General features: G+C 42.5%; 20 protein-coding genes. 17 read left to right on the top strand and 3 right to left on the bottom strand.

Annotated features, from left to right (window positions below):
* Positions 1 to 10 precede the first annotated feature (10 nt).
* The 8 genes from ACXQIQ_RS00420 to ACXQIQ_RS00455 all read left to right on the top strand — a co-directional run bounded on the left by ACXQIQ_RS00420 (position 11) and on the right by ACXQIQ_RS00455 (position 7,696).
* A complete protein-coding gene (locus tag ACXQIQ_RS00420; RefSeq protein ID WP_439300697.1) occupies positions 11 to 973 on the top strand; it encodes an ROK family glucokinase in 963 nt (320 codons plus the stop codon).
* Positions 974 to 1,493: 520 nt separating this feature from the next.
* Positions 1,494 to 3,371, top strand: a complete 1,878-nt coding sequence (locus ACXQIQ_RS00425) for an LTA synthase family protein (protein WP_439300696.1) — start codon at positions 1,494 to 1,496, stop codon at positions 3,369 to 3,371.
* A 198-nt stretch (positions 3,372 to 3,569) separates the two neighbouring features.
* The gene (locus ACXQIQ_RS00430; protein ID WP_439300695.1) at positions 3,570 to 4,760 is read left to right on the top strand and encodes a M14 family metallopeptidase; all 1,191 of its coding nucleotides are present in this window, start codon (positions 3,570 to 3,572) and stop codon (positions 4,758 to 4,760) included.
* Positions 4,761 to 4,868: 108 nt separating this feature from the next.
* Positions 4,869 to 5,411 carry a putative glycolipid-binding domain-containing protein gene (locus ACXQIQ_RS00435; protein ID WP_439301970.1) on the top strand — a complete coding sequence of 181 codons (543 nt, stop codon included), beginning with the start codon at positions 4,869 to 4,871 and terminating at the stop codon, positions 5,409 to 5,411.
* A gap of 23 nt (positions 5,412 to 5,434) precedes the next feature.
* The gene (locus tag ACXQIQ_RS00440) at positions 5,435 to 5,764 is read left to right on the top strand and encodes an HIT domain-containing protein (protein WP_439300694.1); all 330 of its coding nucleotides are present in this window, start codon (positions 5,435 to 5,437) and stop codon (positions 5,762 to 5,764) included.
* Positions 5,765 to 5,883: 119 nt separating this feature from the next.
* Positions 5,884 to 6,585, top strand: coding sequence for an ABC transporter ATP-binding protein (locus ACXQIQ_RS00445; protein WP_439300693.1), 702 nt, complete (start codon positions 5,884 to 5,886; stop codon positions 6,583 to 6,585).
* A 5-nt stretch (positions 6,586 to 6,590) separates the two neighbouring features.
* Positions 6,591 to 7,364 carry an ABC transporter permease gene (locus tag ACXQIQ_RS00450; protein WP_439300692.1) on the top strand — a complete coding sequence of 258 codons (774 nt, stop codon included), beginning with the start codon at positions 6,591 to 6,593 and terminating at the stop codon, positions 7,362 to 7,364.
* A 17-nt stretch (positions 7,365 to 7,381) separates the two neighbouring features.
* On the top strand, positions 7,382 to 7,696 hold the full coding sequence (locus ACXQIQ_RS00455; RefSeq protein WP_439300691.1) for an MTH1187 family thiamine-binding protein: 315 nt from the start codon (positions 7,382 to 7,384) through the stop codon (positions 7,694 to 7,696).
* A gap of 50 nt (positions 7,697 to 7,746) precedes the next feature.
* Here the strand turns inward: ACXQIQ_RS00455 and ACXQIQ_RS00460 are convergent, their stop codons facing one another.
* Complete coding sequence (locus tag ACXQIQ_RS00460) at positions 7,747 to 7,932, bottom strand: DUF2759 domain-containing protein (RefSeq protein ID WP_439300690.1); 186 nt, start codon at positions 7,930 to 7,932, stop codon at positions 7,747 to 7,749.
* A 139-nt stretch (positions 7,933 to 8,071) separates the two neighbouring features.
* The gene (locus tag ACXQIQ_RS00465) at positions 8,072 to 8,545 is read right to left on the bottom strand and encodes a hypothetical protein (RefSeq protein ID WP_439300689.1); all 474 of its coding nucleotides are present in this window, start codon (positions 8,543 to 8,545) and stop codon (positions 8,072 to 8,074) included.
* Between the two features lie 89 nt (positions 8,546 to 8,634).
* On the opposite strand from ACXQIQ_RS00465, the gene ACXQIQ_RS00470 reads away from it, so the two are divergent.
* Positions 8,635 to 9,276: an MBL fold metallo-hydrolase gene (locus ACXQIQ_RS00470; RefSeq protein ID WP_439300688.1), complete on the top strand. Its 642-nt coding sequence runs from the start codon at positions 8,635 to 8,637 to the stop codon at positions 9,274 to 9,276.
* Positions 9,273 to 10,358, top strand: a complete 1,086-nt coding sequence (locus ACXQIQ_RS00475; protein WP_439300687.1) for a class I SAM-dependent methyltransferase — start codon at positions 9,273 to 9,275, stop codon at positions 10,356 to 10,358. Before ACXQIQ_RS00470 ends, ACXQIQ_RS00475 begins: the two co-directional genes overlap by 4 nt.
* Before the next feature lie 62 nt (positions 10,359 to 10,420).
* Here ACXQIQ_RS00475 and ACXQIQ_RS00480 read toward each other — a convergent pair whose 3' ends face one another.
* Positions 10,421 to 10,666 (bottom strand): DUF2626 domain-containing protein, encoded by a 246-nt coding sequence (locus ACXQIQ_RS00480; RefSeq protein ID WP_226546441.1) that lies wholly within the window; start codon positions 10,664 to 10,666, stop codon positions 10,421 to 10,423.
* Positions 10,667 to 10,965: 299 nt separating this feature from the next.
* On the opposite strand from ACXQIQ_RS00480, the gene comGA reads away from it, so the two are divergent.
* The 7 genes from comGA to ACXQIQ_RS00515 all read left to right on the top strand — a co-directional run bounded on the left by comGA (position 10,966) and on the right by ACXQIQ_RS00515 (position 15,424).
* Entirely contained in the window at positions 10,966 to 12,030 is a 1,065-nt protein-coding gene (comGA, locus tag ACXQIQ_RS00485; RefSeq protein ID WP_439300686.1) for a competence type IV pilus ATPase ComGA, read from the top strand.
* Positions 12,017 to 13,048, top strand: coding sequence for a competence type IV pilus assembly protein ComGB (gene comGB, locus ACXQIQ_RS00490; RefSeq protein WP_439300685.1), 1,032 nt, complete (start codon positions 12,017 to 12,019; stop codon positions 13,046 to 13,048). Before comGA ends, comGB begins: the two co-directional genes overlap by 14 nt.
* Positions 13,049 to 13,065: 17 nt before the next feature.
* Positions 13,066 to 13,386: a competence type IV pilus major pilin ComGC gene (gene comGC, locus ACXQIQ_RS00495; RefSeq protein WP_439300684.1), complete on the top strand. Its 321-nt coding sequence runs from the start codon at positions 13,066 to 13,068 to the stop codon at positions 13,384 to 13,386.
* Entirely contained in the window at positions 13,364 to 13,810 is a 447-nt protein-coding gene (gene comGD, locus ACXQIQ_RS00500) for a competence type IV pilus minor pilin ComGD (protein ID WP_439300683.1), read from the top strand. Before comGC ends, comGD begins: the two co-directional genes overlap by 23 nt.
* 278 nt (positions 13,811 to 14,088) lie before the next feature.
* Complete coding sequence (gene comGF, locus ACXQIQ_RS00505) at positions 14,089 to 14,541, top strand: competence type IV pilus minor pilin ComGF (RefSeq protein WP_439300681.1); 453 nt, start codon at positions 14,089 to 14,091, stop codon at positions 14,539 to 14,541.
* A 14-nt stretch (positions 14,542 to 14,555) separates the two neighbouring features.
* The gene (gene comGG / locus ACXQIQ_RS00510; RefSeq protein ID WP_439300680.1) at positions 14,556 to 14,915 is read left to right on the top strand and encodes a competence type IV pilus minor pilin ComGG; all 360 of its coding nucleotides are present in this window, start codon (positions 14,556 to 14,558) and stop codon (positions 14,913 to 14,915) included.
* On the top strand, positions 14,915 to 15,424 hold the full coding sequence (locus ACXQIQ_RS00515; RefSeq protein ID WP_439300679.1) for a shikimate kinase: 510 nt from the start codon (positions 14,915 to 14,917) through the stop codon (positions 15,422 to 15,424). Before comGG ends, ACXQIQ_RS00515 begins: the two co-directional genes overlap by 1 nt.
* Positions 15,425 to 15,429: the final 5 nt, after the last annotated feature.

Consider the following 15,429-nt stretch of genomic DNA (forward strand, 5'->3'; position numbering starts at 1 on the left):
GATGAGACATATGGAAAGACTGTCGATTGGAGTTGACCTAGGAGGCACGACGATCAAGATGGCAATCGTCGACTTCAAAGGGACAATTGTGGAAAAATGGAACATTCCAACGGATACTAATAATAATGGAAGAAACATATCGAATGATATCGCAAATTCCATTCAGGAAAAGTTGCAATCATTGAATATAGATCCTTCTCAAATTGAAGGAATCGGAATGGGAGCACCTGGCTTCATTAACATGACGAACGGATTCATCTATAAAGCCGTGAACCTTGGCTGGGAGAACTATCCGCTAAAGGATGATCTCGAAGCAAAGACAGGTTTGACGGTTCATGTAGACAATGATGCGAACATTGCAGCGCTCGGAGAAATGTGGATGGGCGCTGGGAACCAGGCCTCCAATATGATTTGCATCACCCTCGGAACTGGGATCGGGGGCGGAATTATCCTAGATGGTAAAATTCTTCACGGGGTGAACGGCATGGCTGGTGAAATCGGGCACATTACGTCGATTGTGGATGGAGGTGCTCCTTGCAATTGTGGAAAGACGGGTTGTTTGGAAACGATTGCATCAGCAACCGGCATCGCGCGCATTGCGACAGAAGGTCTCGATCAGCATCCAGAAAGCAAGCTTCATGCGGTTTTATCTGAAAAAGGTAGCATTACATCTGAAGAGGTGTTCACGGCAGCTGCAGAAGATGACGAATGGGCGCAGGAAGTCATCGGCATCATCACACATCACCTCGGATTGGCGATTGCAAATATGTCTGCTGCACTAAATCCTTCAAAAATCGTCATCGGCGGTGGCGTTTCGAAAGCGGATCATGAATTGTTGAAACCGTTGAAAGAAGCATTTGCAAAATATGCGTTACCAAGAGTGTATGAAGGTGCGGACTTTGCCATCGCAAGCTTAGGAAATGACGCTGGCGTGATCGGTGGAGCGGGTCTCGTATTCAATGACACCCCGTAAAAGTTGACGGGATATCCTCTCATAATGGACTTTTGAATCGAATACTATACCAATCAACAACAAAAGGGTCTATAGTTAAGACCCTTTTTCATATTCATTCGACCGAGCGCGTCATCACGAATGGAAAGCACGAAGAGAAGCTTGGCATAGCCAAGTTTCTTCTTGTTTAGTAGTAAAATAGTTTTGGGTTATCTAGAGAGTAGTACAAAGTTCCGTTCATAAATGTGAAAAAAGTGTGAAATATCACCAAAAAACGGAAAATGACAAAACTTTTTTCTTATTCATACGTCTATAGGTTTAAGACTATTTTTTGTTGGGGAATAAATATTCTAGTGTTTGACAAGCTATTTTACAATATCTTGAAAAAGTTCAATTTTCACTTGAAAAATTGTTTGAAAGGGAGTAATATAACAATCATGTGAAAAACGAGTGAAGAAACTTTTGAGATATTATTAAGATTATGAACCGCTTAAAATGACTAAAATAACGAAGACATCATTGTCAAGGAGGTAACAATACGATGCTGAAAAACACCCTATCAAAATATCAGATTCTCATCATCACAGGTGTTTTGTTATGGATCAAATCGTATCTTGTTTACAAAGTTTCATTTGACCTGAAAATCGAAAATGCGATACAAGAACTAATTCTATTGATCAACCCATTAAGCTCAGTGGTCTTCATTATGGCGTTTGCCCTCTTTTTCTCAGGGCGCTCCCGTAATATTGCCACTCTAATATTGAATTTGATCGCCTCATTCATTCTGTTCGCCAATATGGTCTACTACCGTTTCTTTAATGATTTCATTACGATTCCGGTATTATTCCAGACAAGCAACATGGGTGACCTGGGTAGTAGTATTACATCGTTAATTTATCCATTCGACCTACTATTATTCGTCGATCTTATTTTCATCGCCGTCTATATGAAATTGCGTAAAATTGAAGCGCCGAAAGTCTCTTCTAAAAAGATCGGACTCGCGTTCGCTTCCAGCTTGATCATCTTCATCGTCAACGTAGGTATTGCTGAAACGGAACGTCCACAGTTGTTGACACGTTCATTTGACAGAGAAATGTTGATCAAGAACATTGGTACGTATAACTACCATGCTTATGATGCAATCATCCAATCCAAAGCTAAAGCTCAACGTGCGCTTGCGGATGGTAGTGAGATTGCTGATATTGAAAACTATGTAAAAGCAGATTATAAAAAGCCAGACCCTGAAATGTTCGGTGCCGCAGAAGGCAAGAATGTGGTCATGATTTCTCTTGAGTCTATCCAGAACTTCGTTATTGATAACGATATGGATGGCCATGAGATTACACCTTTCTTGAACCAGTTGAAGAAAGACAAAGATACATTCTATTTCCCTAACTTCTATCACCAAACGGGTCAAGGAAAAACGTCAGACTCTGAGTTCTTGTTGGCGAATTCCATGTATCCTTTACCAAGTGGAGCTGTATTCTTCACTCACTCACAGAATGAATACCAAGCTGCTCCTGAAATGTTAAAGGAAAAAGGATATTACACGGCAAGCCTACATGCGAACAACAAGAGTTTCTGGAACCGTGACATCATGTATAAGTCACTTGGTTATGAGCGTTTCTACGATATCAATGATTATGATGTAAAACCTGAAGAATCGATTGGTTGGGGAATGAAAGATGAATTCTTCTTCAAACAATCCGTCGATCATATGAAAGAAATGCCTGAACCTTATTATACGAAGTTCATCACATTGACGAACCACTTCCCATTCAGTCTTGAAGAGGAAGACGAGTTCATTCCAGAGTGGAATTCAAATGACGGTACCGTCAACCGTTACTTCACGACGGTACGTTATACGGACGAAGCTGTGAAAATGTTCTTCGATAGCTTGAAGAATGAAGGTATGTATGAAGATACGATGTTCGTCCTATATGGTGACCATTACGGAATATCCGAAAACCATAACAAAGCGATGGGTGAATTCTTAGGTAAAGAAATTACACCTTTCGAATCTACTCAATTGCAGCGTGTACCGATGTATATCCACATTCCTGGTAATGGAAAAGGGAAAGTGATGGATACTGTCGGTGGTCAAGTGGACCTTCGTCCGACGATCATGCACCTTCTAGGTATTGAAACGAAGAACACGATCCATTTCGGATCTGACCTGTTCTCTAAAGAACGTCAAGACTTCACTGTCCTTCGTGATGGAAGCTTCATTACGAAAGATCACGTGTACACGGACAACACATGTTACGAAAAAGAAACAGGTGAACCTGTCGAAAAAGAAGCATGTGAACCGTTCATGGAAAAAGCGAAGAAAGAATTGGATTATTCTGACCGAATCATTTATGGAGACCTTCTCCGTTTCTTTGACTCAAAAACGGGTCAAATCAAGCAAGAAGAGTAGGAGTAACAAGAGCCGCACCGACAAATTCAGTTGGTGCGGCTTTTTATATCTTCGATCCAGTGCCAGGTACCTCAAAAGATCCCTTACAGGGCAAGGGCTTTTGACTGGTACCTGGCACTTTTTTATGATGCTATACTCATAACAAGAAGAATTTGTCCATATACATGATGGGAGAATGGTTTTTGGAGGGAATCTACCATGAAAGTGACTGTACGGAAAGGAGATAGTCTTTGGTATTTCGCTAAAGTATTCAATGTACCCTTGCGTCTTGTCATTGATTCGAACCGCTCAATCGACCCATCTCAACTGCAGATCAACCAGCAAGTTGAGATTCCTGGCTATGTACAAGAAAAGTATACAATCCAGAGAGGTGATACATTTTATAAGATAGCGCAAAGGCGGAAGATCCCTCTGGACGCGCTTACGATCATGAACCCGAATACAGCACCAAGCAACCTTCAAATCGGCCAGATCATCCTTGTACCGGTCCGAGTCCTCCAGCCGATCGTGACACCTAAAATGGACTACGACTATTCTACAATGATGAATCAATTGAAAAGGCTCAATAGTATATATCCATTTATGAAGATCAGAAGCATTGGCCGGTCTGTACTGGGAAAAAGCATCCCAGAAATCCAAATCGGCAATGGCCCGAAGAAAGTGCATATGAACGGTGCTTTTCACGCACAGGAATGGATTACGACAGCGGTACTGATGAATTTCTTGAACGACTATCTTCTCTCGTTGAACAATCAGTGGTCGATCAGAGGATTGAACATGTCTCCATTTTATGATGGTGTAACTTTATCCATCGTTCCTATGGTAAATCCGGATGGGGTCGATCTTGTGTTGAACGGACCACCTGATGATGACTACTATCGAGATTATGTAATAGAGCTGAACAATGGAAACCCCGATTATTCAGGTTGGAAAGCGAATATTCGTGGAGTGGATTTGAACAATCAATATCCAGCGAAATGGGAAATAGAAAAGGCTAGAAAACCGCAAAACCCAGCCCCGAGGGATTATCCGGGGGAGGAGCCTTTAAGTGAACCAGAAGCAATCGCTATGGCGGAATTGATTGAGGCGGAGGATTTTGACCGGGTCATCGCTTTTCATACGCAAGGTGAAGAAATCTATTGGGGTTATGAAGGTCTAGAGCCTCCATACGCAGAGACGATCGTTCAGGAATTTGAGCGAGTGAGCGGTTATAAGCCTGTCCGCTACGTTGATAGTTATGCAGGATATAAAGACTGGTACATCCAGGAATGGCAAAGACCAGGCTATACAGTAGAATTGGGAGAAGGGGTCAACCCGCTGCCCATCAGTCAATACGATGAGATTTATCAAGAAAGCTTAGGCATCATGCTGGCCAGCTTATATATGTGATAGAAAACCAAACCTTTTTGTAGGTTTGGTTTTTTTATGTAATGGTTAACTTGACATATGGAAATTTGTGTTAAGATGATGTGTAGAAAAGGGGGAAGGACAGTGCTGATGTTGAAAGTCATGTGGGAGAATGTTGAAGCGTATGGGAGTGAAGTTCTTGAATTGAATAAGGAAGACACAATGGTAAAAGTGGATAGCACCATTCTGTTCATGGACGAGGTTCCTCATCAAGTGAGCTACTCACTTCATCTGGAAAACTGGGTGACGCGAGATCTTGAAATCGTTGTTGATTCTCACCACACACTGAAATTAACGTCGAATGGGAATGGAAACTGGTTCAAAGAGAACGGAGAACGAATAGTGGCATTGGAAGGAGCGATCGATGTCGACTTATCGGCTACACCTTTTTCCAATTCGTTGCCCGTCAATCGCCTCGAATGGAAACGCAACCAATCAAGGGATTTTGAAATGGTCTACGTCTCGATACCTTCATTAGTGTATAAAAAGGTGAAACAGCGCTACACATACCTTGAACACACGGATACTCATCGCCTTTTTCAATATGAGAGTGGGACGTTCCAAACCGAAATTAAAGTAGACGAGCATGGGCTGATTGTAGATTACCCAGAACTGTTTAAAAGACGATATTAAATGAGAGGGAGAGTACCGAAAACATGACGAATGATTTTTATTGTGATGAAGTGTTGAGTGGCAATACAGAAGTGGATAAGGTGCATGAAACGGAGAATGTTCTAGCTTACCATCATACAAGACCGGCCTATCAAGTACATATCGTAGCCATCCCCAAAAAACACATCCCTTCCCTTACAAAAGTGGAAGAGCATGATCTTGGCTTATTTTCAGAGTTGATGGAAGTCGTCCGGACGGTAGCCGAAAAAGTAGAGGATAAACACGGGGCTTGTCGAGTCATCACAAACCTCGGACGTTATCAGGACTCCAAACACTTGCACTGGCACATCGTATCGGGTGAGAAGTTAATATAGAGTGAATGAAACCTCCGGATAAGTATTACCGGAGGTTTTTTGTTATAGTTAAGGCTGAAATGTTAAATCATTCATTGTTTGTGAACAATAGAACTAAAGAAATGTATGGAGCGGAATGTATGGAATCTACGGCTATTTTGAAAAGTGATAACTTAACGACGGATGTGCTGAAAGGCATCTCCTTTGAGCTTCAATCCAAAGAGATCACGACTGTTATCGGTCCATCTGGTGCAGGAAAAAGCAGTTTGTTACTCTTACTGAACCGATTGGAAGAGCCTCATGAAGGACGTATCTTTTATAAAGGGACAGATATTCGAGAGTTACCGGTAACGAAACTCCGTCGGGAAATCGGAATGGTGTTCCAGTCCGCTTATCTTTTTGATGGTACGACAGAAGAGAACATCGAATATGGACCGAAACTTTGCGGTGAATGGGAGCCCGGTGAAACGAAACGTTTATTAGAGCTTGTTAAACTTCCGCAATCTTACATATCAAGAGAAGTGAGTACGTTGTCCGGCGGAGAGCAACAAAGGGTGGCACTGGCGAGAACATTGGCGAACAAACCGTCTATCCTTTTGTTGGATGAAGCGACAAGCGCACTGGATATCAAGACCATCGAACATATAGAATCCCTATTGTTTAAACTTAAAGAAGAAAGAGCACTTACGATCATGATGGTCACCCATAATCTTCGACAGGCGGAACGGATGGGAGATCAGACGATCTTTGTAAAAGATGGACAACTCATCGAAAAAGGGAATACGGAAGAATTGTTCCAAAACCCCCAGACCGAAACGCTGAAACTGTTCTTGGAGGAATGACGACCATGCAAGGAACCACTGAAATCTCGAATTTATCGTTGCTATTCATCATCGTCTTTGTGATGATACCCGTTTCGCTTTCCTACTGGTTTTCATTGAATCTTTCCAAACCGGTATTATGGTCTTCACTCCGTGGTGTTGTGCAACTTTTCGCCATCGGTTATGTGCTGACTTTTCTATTTGATTTACCGAGTTGGCAAGGAATCGGCTTGTGGGTTGCGGTAATGATTGTCGTTGCTACCTTGAATGCAGCAAGAAAAGGGAAAGGGATTCCTTATGTCAGAGTGGTGGTGTTTGCGGTCATCGCCTTGATCGAGGTGTTTATCATTTCCCTCTGGCTCGGCTTCGGATACATTCCTTTTACAGCTGAAAAAGTGATTCCGATCAGCGGAATGATCATCGGAAACAGCATGATTGCCATCGGACTTGCTCTTGAAAGATTGCAAAGCCAATTTAAAGAAGAGAGAGGGAGAATTCTCGCGGCACTATCTTTAGGCGCAAACCCAAAGCAATCCTCACTACAAATCATCCGCAAGACCTTGAAGGCAGCGATGATTCCGAACATTGATGGATTGAAGACGATCGGTCTCGTACAATTGCCAGGAATGATGACAGGATTGATTCTTGGTGGCGTTTCACCATTGGATGCCGTAAGATATCAGATCGTCATTTCGCTCAGTATCTTTGTTTCTGTGGCGGTTTGTGCGATGCTTGTTACAATCTTTTTATACCGGTTCTATTATAATGATAAAATGCAATTGATTGATCTACATACTTGAAAAGAGGAGGAATAAACATGGCAATCGTAGACATAACGGTCATCCCCATCGGTACTGAAACACCGAGTGTGAGTGACTATGTAGTAGAAATCCAGAAGGTGTTGGAGGCGAATACTGATAAGATCCACTATGAGCTTACCCCGATGAGTACTTTGATTGAGGGGGAAATGGAAGATTTGCTGGAGGTCATCCGACAAGTACATGAAGTACCTTTCCAAAATGGAATCCAGAGGGTCGCAACGAACATCCGGATCGATGATCGAAGAGATAAGAAGGTGAGCATGAAGGACAAGGTCAATACGATTCAATCGAAACTGAATGATCCATCATAAAAAAGAACCCGGTCTATGGAAGACCGGGTCTTTTTACCGTTCAGTATGATTTAGTGACCAGCGCCCCAACCACCAGTGTGGAATAGGTCGATGACTGTCATCACCGTAAACCATCCGAACACCGCTAGAGTCAAGAATGCGAAGCCCAATGCAAATACATTTTTCCTTTTCAGTTCTCTAAATACCGCCCATAATGCAAAAAGGGTTACAAGGCCAAAGATTATTGACAATGCCATAAGATTTCCCCCCCTTATCAATTCAGAAAGTTTTCTAGTTAGTATTAATATAACCTGTTTCTTCTAAAACAATCTATGTAAGAGAATGATTGCCTATCCTATTGTACCTGTTTTTTTTGACAATGTCGAGAATCCTTCCTTACAAAAATGTGACGTTTACTCCATAAGCGGACGCAATCTGCTCGATCAACTCTTTCTGCTTTCGATCAGCGAAATAGATGATCGGACTGACGGAGTCGTCTTCTCCTACTAAATGCTCTTCCATCTGCATCATCGCCATTTTTTCACTTTCCCCTTCATTTTCCACTTGGAAAGGAATCGTCATCTCCTTATAAAGGTATGCATGATTGGAAGTGGAGACGAACCCATAATCGGTGTTGAAGGTTGTTGTAGGAGATTGGAGCGGATAAAGCTCAAAGCTTTCCTCCAACACATTTTCTTTCTGGAACAAGTCTTGAAGAGCACGGAAATCTTCTTCAGATTGTACGATGCATAAACGATCATCCCGATCGACCACATTGGCAGCGTTTGCAATTTTTCGGACGAATTGACTGATGAAGCCTGACCCTTGGTTTCTGAGTTCCTTGTGTTCAACACCATAAACCGTTTGCATAGCATCCTCGCTTTCAAAACCTATTTAGTATTTGATATTGTAAGTATAGTGTAGAATAAAAAGAGATACATGGCAATGGAGGCGATAGAATGGATTGGAAACGTTTAACGGTTGGACCCGTACAAGCAAATTGTTACATCTTATGGAATGATCAGAAAGAAGGTTTGATCATCGATCCTGGAAGCGATGGCGATCGCATCATTCAAGAATTGGACGCTATTGGAGTCAAACCGATTGCGGTACTGTTGACACATGCTCATTTTGACCATATCGGTGCACTTGATGAAGTGAGAGAGAAGTGGAACTTACCTGTCTATTTACATAAAAAAGAGTTTGATTGGCTCGGTGATGCTCAATTGAACGGATCGAGTTTCTTCCCGATGGTGAAGCCTGTGTCCGTGAAACCGGCAGATCATGAATTACACCCTGGGGAAGAGCTGAAAGTCGGTTCATTCTCTTGTCAGGTACTTCATACTCCGGGGCATTCCCCTGGAAGTGTTTCATTTTATTTCGAGAAAAGTGGAATCGTCGTCAGCGGAGATGCGTTATTCATGGGCAGCATCGGACGTACCGATCTACCGGGTGGAAACCACGATCAATTGATTCAGAGCATCCACGATCAATTGCTCACTTTGGATGAAGATACGGAAGTATTATCTGGTCACGGACCATCGACGACCATTGGAGAAGAGATGAACACCAATCCTTTCCTCAACGGCTTTTCACTATGAGTGAAACGGTAATAGAGGACATCCTGCGGGAGAAAATCGCATCATCCAACGGTTCAATTGATTTTGCAACCTATATGGAGACGGTCCTTTACCTTGAGAAGGGGTACTATCAGAACGAGCAACCCAAGATTGGCAAACAAGGAGATTTCTATACTTCCAGCTCCGTCCATCCTGTCTTTGCGTGGATCTTCGCGGATTATTTCGAGCAGTATTGCTTGAATCATGACCTGCCTTTTCGCATATGTGAGCTGGGAGGAGGAACAGGAGCGTTTGCTGAACAAGTTTTGGATTATGTAAAAAAACACAAACCAGACCGCTATAAGGAACTGGTTTATGAGTTTGTAGAGATCAGCTCAGAACATAAGAATGAAGCACGATCCCGTTTAAGCGATCATAACAATGTCACTTTTCATACAAGTATTGCGGAGCTTCAGGAAAATGGCCCTTACCGAGGAATCATCTTTTCAAATGAGCTGTTGGACGCATTACCGGTTCATGTCGTCGAGAAAAAAGGCAACGCTCTGTTTGAAGTGAAGGTTTCGTTTGATGAAGAGAACGGTTTGTACGAACTGCTTGAACCTCTGAGTGATGAAAGAGTGCTGGAATGGCTGGCTTGGAGTGGTTTGACGATTCCAGAAGGTCACAGGATTGAGATCCCATTGAGCATGATGGATTGGTTGGATGAGATCACGCATTGTTTGGGGGAAGGGTTGCTTGTAACCGTCGATTATGGCTATCAAAATGATGAGCTTCTCCAGCCCGAATTGAGGAATGGAACATTGAGAGGGTACTATAAGCATCAGATGATAGAAAATTCGCTTTCTCATCCTGGAAAAATGGACCTCACCACACATATCCATTTTGATGCCCTGATCGAACAGGGGAAAGAGAAAGGGTTGCAAACGGAATACTTCGGTAAACAAAGAGAATTCTTGCTGGAGCATGGTTTGTTCCAGCATCTAGTAGAGCATGACAACCGGGATCCATTCTCGGAGGTCAGCCGTTTGAACCGAGCAATCCGTTCCTTTGCCTCTCCGGGTGGCATCAGTGAAGCGTTTCATGTACTTGTCCAAAAAAAATAAATGGACCTACCAAAAGAAGCTGCCCAATGAAGGGCAGCTTCTTTTACACAAAGCTATAGAGATTAATGTCCACCTGAGCCAGGTGTCATCATGAATGTGGTCCAATACGTGAATCCGATGAAGAACACCGTTAAGTATGCACCAAAGATATAAATATACATTCTCTCAGATAAGTTTAAGTAGCCAAGTGCAACGAACATGACTGTTTGACCAACAAACAGCAGGGAGAACGCTTGCATACCACCGACATATGCCATAACAGCGATGACTGCCGTCCAAAATCCCATCATGCGGTACATTCTTGCCATATGTAATCCTCCTTTGCAGCAATGATCATACGGTTATAAGTGCGCATTTTGTACTATATTCCACTCATAAAATAATGGACTCTTTTAGTATTATAAATCAAGTTCATGACAAAAGTAAATTACATTTGCTATGTCAATTTTGTGGCGCCCCTAAATCTCTCGTAGATGCTACTCATAGTATAGTGGCTACGGAAAAAAATATACAAGTATTTCTACACGTAAGAAGGAGATGATCTCCATTAGTCGAATTATACATATACTTCCCGAAAGAAGGTGATTGTATAGAAATTAATGTCGAAATGAAGAGTCAAAAACTCATTTCAAAAGCGCTCGCTTTGAATGCCACAGATCTTCACGTCATCCCGAAAGTCAAATCCTCTACGATACAAGCAAGAGTCGATCATAGATTATATCCCCTTGAAGAAATGCCACTTCATCAAAGCACTCGCCTGATCTCACACTTCAAATTCTTGGCCGGTATGGATATCGGTGAGAAAAGAAAACCTCAAAATGGTTCCATCCATCATTATCTTCCAACCCAAGGAAATATTCATTTAAGGCTTTCCACACTCCCTTCTGCCTACAACGAAGCATTAGCCATTCGAATTTTACCTCAAAATACGATGAACCCACATGAACAGCTTTCGATTTTCCCAAATACGCTCGATCAAATCAGTCAGTTACTGAAGCGAAACCAGGGTCTTCTCCTATTCGTCGGACCGACAGGCTCAGGTAAAACGACGCTCCTTTATTCTCTGCTCCAAGAAGCACAAAGACAATCAAAACGACAGATCATCACGCTCGAAGACCCGATTGAAAAGCGGATGGATCATTTCTTGCAGATTGAAATCAATGAGCCTGCCGGAGTGACGTATCTGGATGGATTCAAATCGATTTTGAGACACGATCCCGATGTCATCATGATTGGAGAAATCCGCGATGAGGCGACTGCCCACCTCGCGATCCGGGCCGCGTTGACAGGACACCTGGTACTCTCGACCTTACACGCGAAAGACACGACAGGATGTTTGTATCGATTGCTAGAGTTCGGTCTGAAAATTGAAGACTTAAAGCAAACTTTACTAGGCGTCGTTTCACAACAGCTGTGTGATTTGGTGTGTCCGTATTGTGGGAATGGATGCAAGATTCCATGCCTTGTCAGACGAACGAACAGGCGCATGGGGATCTATGAAGTGCTTGTTGGCGGAACGTTAGCTAGAGTATTGGAAGAAGTACAACTGAAGAATGATCATACAGCCATCTATCCGAAATTGAACGATTACTTAGTGCGAGCAGAGGCGATGGGATTCATATCCACGCAACCATCTAGTGATTTCACCGGCTGGGATTATGGCAAAACGTAATTGGACGAGAATGCAACAAGCTGCTTTTTTAAGAAGCCTTGGGATGCTTTTGGAAAAAGGATATTCCGTTTCTCAAGCGCTTGATCTGCTGAAATTTCAATTTGAACGTCAAAAAAATTACCCGATCAAGGATATCCAATGTGAGTTAAAGAAAGGTCTGCCGTTAGTAGAAGTTCTCGCCGACCATAGAATCCCTTCAGATGTATTAGGGTATTTGTACTTCGCTTCTGAGTACGGCAGTCTTTCGAAAGGACTGAAGGAAGGAAGTACCATCCTTCAAAAACGGGAAGATGTGAAAAAGGTCTTCTATCAGAAAATCCGTTACCCGATCGTGTTATTGAGTGTATTAGCGATTATGATGTTTTTCATGGTGCAATACCTTTTCCCTCAGTTCACATCTCTTTTCCATTCCGTCAATCTAGAACTTCCCATTGTCACAAGGGTGATGATCGGCATCTTCGAGCACATTCCAGCGTTCATTTACGGCAGTCTCGCGTTGTCCATCCTTCTTTTCAGCTATGGTCACTTCAAATACTACAAGCTGACCACATTTGAAAAACTCCTTCGTTTATCAAAAGTTCCTTTCATTTCGATTCCCCTCAAAGTATTTTTAACCCACTATTTCACATTCCAATTGGGACATCTATTAAAAGGAGGTCTATCCATCCCACAAGCATTGCAGCTTTTTCAGCAGCAAAGTCATATGCCATTCTTTCAGGAGGAAGCGGGTCAGCTCATATGTGAACTGAGGACAGGTGAATCATTCAGTAAGATCATACAGGAAAGAGTGTTTTATCTACCAGAGCTGTCTCAAGTGATTCACTTCGGACAGTCCAATGGTCAGCTGGGTCAGGAGTTGATCCTTTATAGTGACATGCTGTTGGAACGGACTGATGAACAAATCCAAAAGTCGCTGACCTTCATCCAACCGATTTTATTCAGCCTGATTGGTGGCGTTATCTTAACGTTATTCTTATCCGTCATGCTGCCGATTTTTCGAATGTTCCAATCCCTTTAAGATGAAAGGAGATTTGTATGTGTCGTTTGAAAGCAAATGAGTCCGGCTTTACTTTGATCGAAATGTTGATTGTGATCCTGATCATTTCAATTCTATTGCTGATCGCTGTACCAAATATGGCGAAGAACAGTCATGTTGTAAAAGAAAAAAGCTGTGAAGCGACCATTCAACTGGTGCAAAGCCAGGTAGCGGCTTATGAGGTCGAGAAGGGTGAACTTCCTGCCGATTTCACTGTGATGAGTGAATACATCGATCGTTGGAAATGTCCGGATGGAGAGGAACTACAGCTTGAGAATGGGAAAGTGGTACGTCCGAGTGAAACAGTCCAGACAAATTGAAGGCGGGTTTACGATGATTGAAGTGGTGATGGTATTATCTCTTCTTGTTCTCATGATGGGAGTGGTGGTCATCAACTTAAAGCCTCTTCAAGAAAGCAGAGAGGTGCAACAATTCATCCAACTCCTTACTTCAGATCTCCATTATGCACAACAGTATGCACTCACCGAACGAGCAAAAGTACAAGTGAAATTCAATAATGCGACCAAGCAATATACCATTCAATCCGGTCCTATGAAAAAGATCAAGTCTGTAGAATACCCTGAAGGTCTTTATTTTCAAGAAGTGTCAACAGGTCTGGTTTTCGAATACAGCAGCAACGGTACCATTCAAAAAGGGGGTACGATTTTGCTGCGATCTAAGAGGGGATCGTACAAAATCGTCTTCTTGCTTGGTAAAGGACGTTTCTACATTGAACAATTGTAGAGGGTGGACACTTCTGGATACAATGATTGGATTCAGTCTGTTCATGTTTACTATCGTATCGGTTGCCCCGATTCTACATGAGATTTATCAGGAAAGAGTGACGCTTCAGGAAGAAAGTATCGCGATCACTATGTGTCACAACCTATTACAAGAATGGCAGGTTACAAGAGCATTACCTGCATCAAATGTCCACTCGGACAATAATGGGAAAACCTTTAACGTGTCATGGGATCAAAATGCAGAGGTCATGAAAATTTGTTTAGATTGGAAGGGTTCGAATGACAGGGCGAAATCAGTATGCGGTGAAGTTAGATGAGCAAGGCATTACGATGCTTGAAACGGTATTGAGTCTGATTTTGTTTCTCGCATTCGTTTCATTAGTGCCATCCATGTATCAGCTGATTTTTTCAACTGATGGAACCTCATTGCACCGACAAGAAGTGAATCTCTTTTTTGAACAAGCCGATAAGGAGATCCAGGGTTCGACGGATGCTGAAATCAGTTCAAACAAGTTATACTTGACTCAACCAAGTGGGAAACTCATTACGTATGAGAAGAATGGGAACCGGGTGATTCGCAAGGTGGATGGAAGAGGCTTTGAAATCATCCTTCAACGGATTGAAGCGATTGATTTTTCTCTTCTTCATACGGTAGTATCAATTACAGTTGAAGCGAACGGACAAAGATTCACACATAAGTCTATCCTCGTCCAGTCATTCTTGAATCAATGAAACAGGGCGGGTATATGACAGCGTTGTCCGTCATGTTGTCCATCCTTCTCGTTTCGGTGACGGTATACAACATTCAGATCTTGAATAGCGAACGGGATTTCATCCGGACGAAAACCAGTTGGTTTCAAACATCGATCCTTTTACAGCTTTCAAGAGAGGAGATACTTCCACAATTACGTTCCGCTCAGCTCAAAAGTGGTGATGTTGGGGTATTCAATCATTCCGTGGGGAGAGTGGAGTATTTCATAACCGATTATGTAGAAGGTATAATCAAAGTACGGTTTGAAGCTGAAGGAACGCGTTTCGGAAAAGGTACGGGTTTATTGTATTATGATTATGTTAACGAACAAGTCATTCAGTGGGTGGTGGTCTAGTGAAAACGATATACTTGACTGGTTTCATGGGGGCAGGGAAAACGACAGTTGGAAAAGTGCTTGGAGAACGGATGAAGATGCAGGTCATTGATTTAGATGCATACATTGAAGAAAAATTATCTTGGAAAATCCCCACGATTTTTGAGCAGAAAGGGGAAGTCTATTTCCGGGATGAAGAACAGAACGCCCTTCGTGAACTACCAACGAACGAAGTCATCATAACGACTGGCGGCGGTGTTGTAATAAGAAAAGAGAATCGCCAATTCATGAAACAAAACGGTTATGTTATTTACTTGGATGCAGAGGTGGATACGATTTATGACCGATTGTCAGGAGACGACGGCAGACCGCTTGCGAAAGGGAAGTCCAAATCGGAGTTGGCCCGACTAGCAGAGCGACGTCAACCGTATTACGAAGATGCCCACTTTACTGTGCAAACAGATCATAAGACAGTCGAACAAATAGCCGATGAAATACAGGAATGGATAAAAGCAACCGAGATTGTCTAGAATGT

This window comes from Pseudalkalibacillus sp. Hm43 (assembly GCF_054170705.1).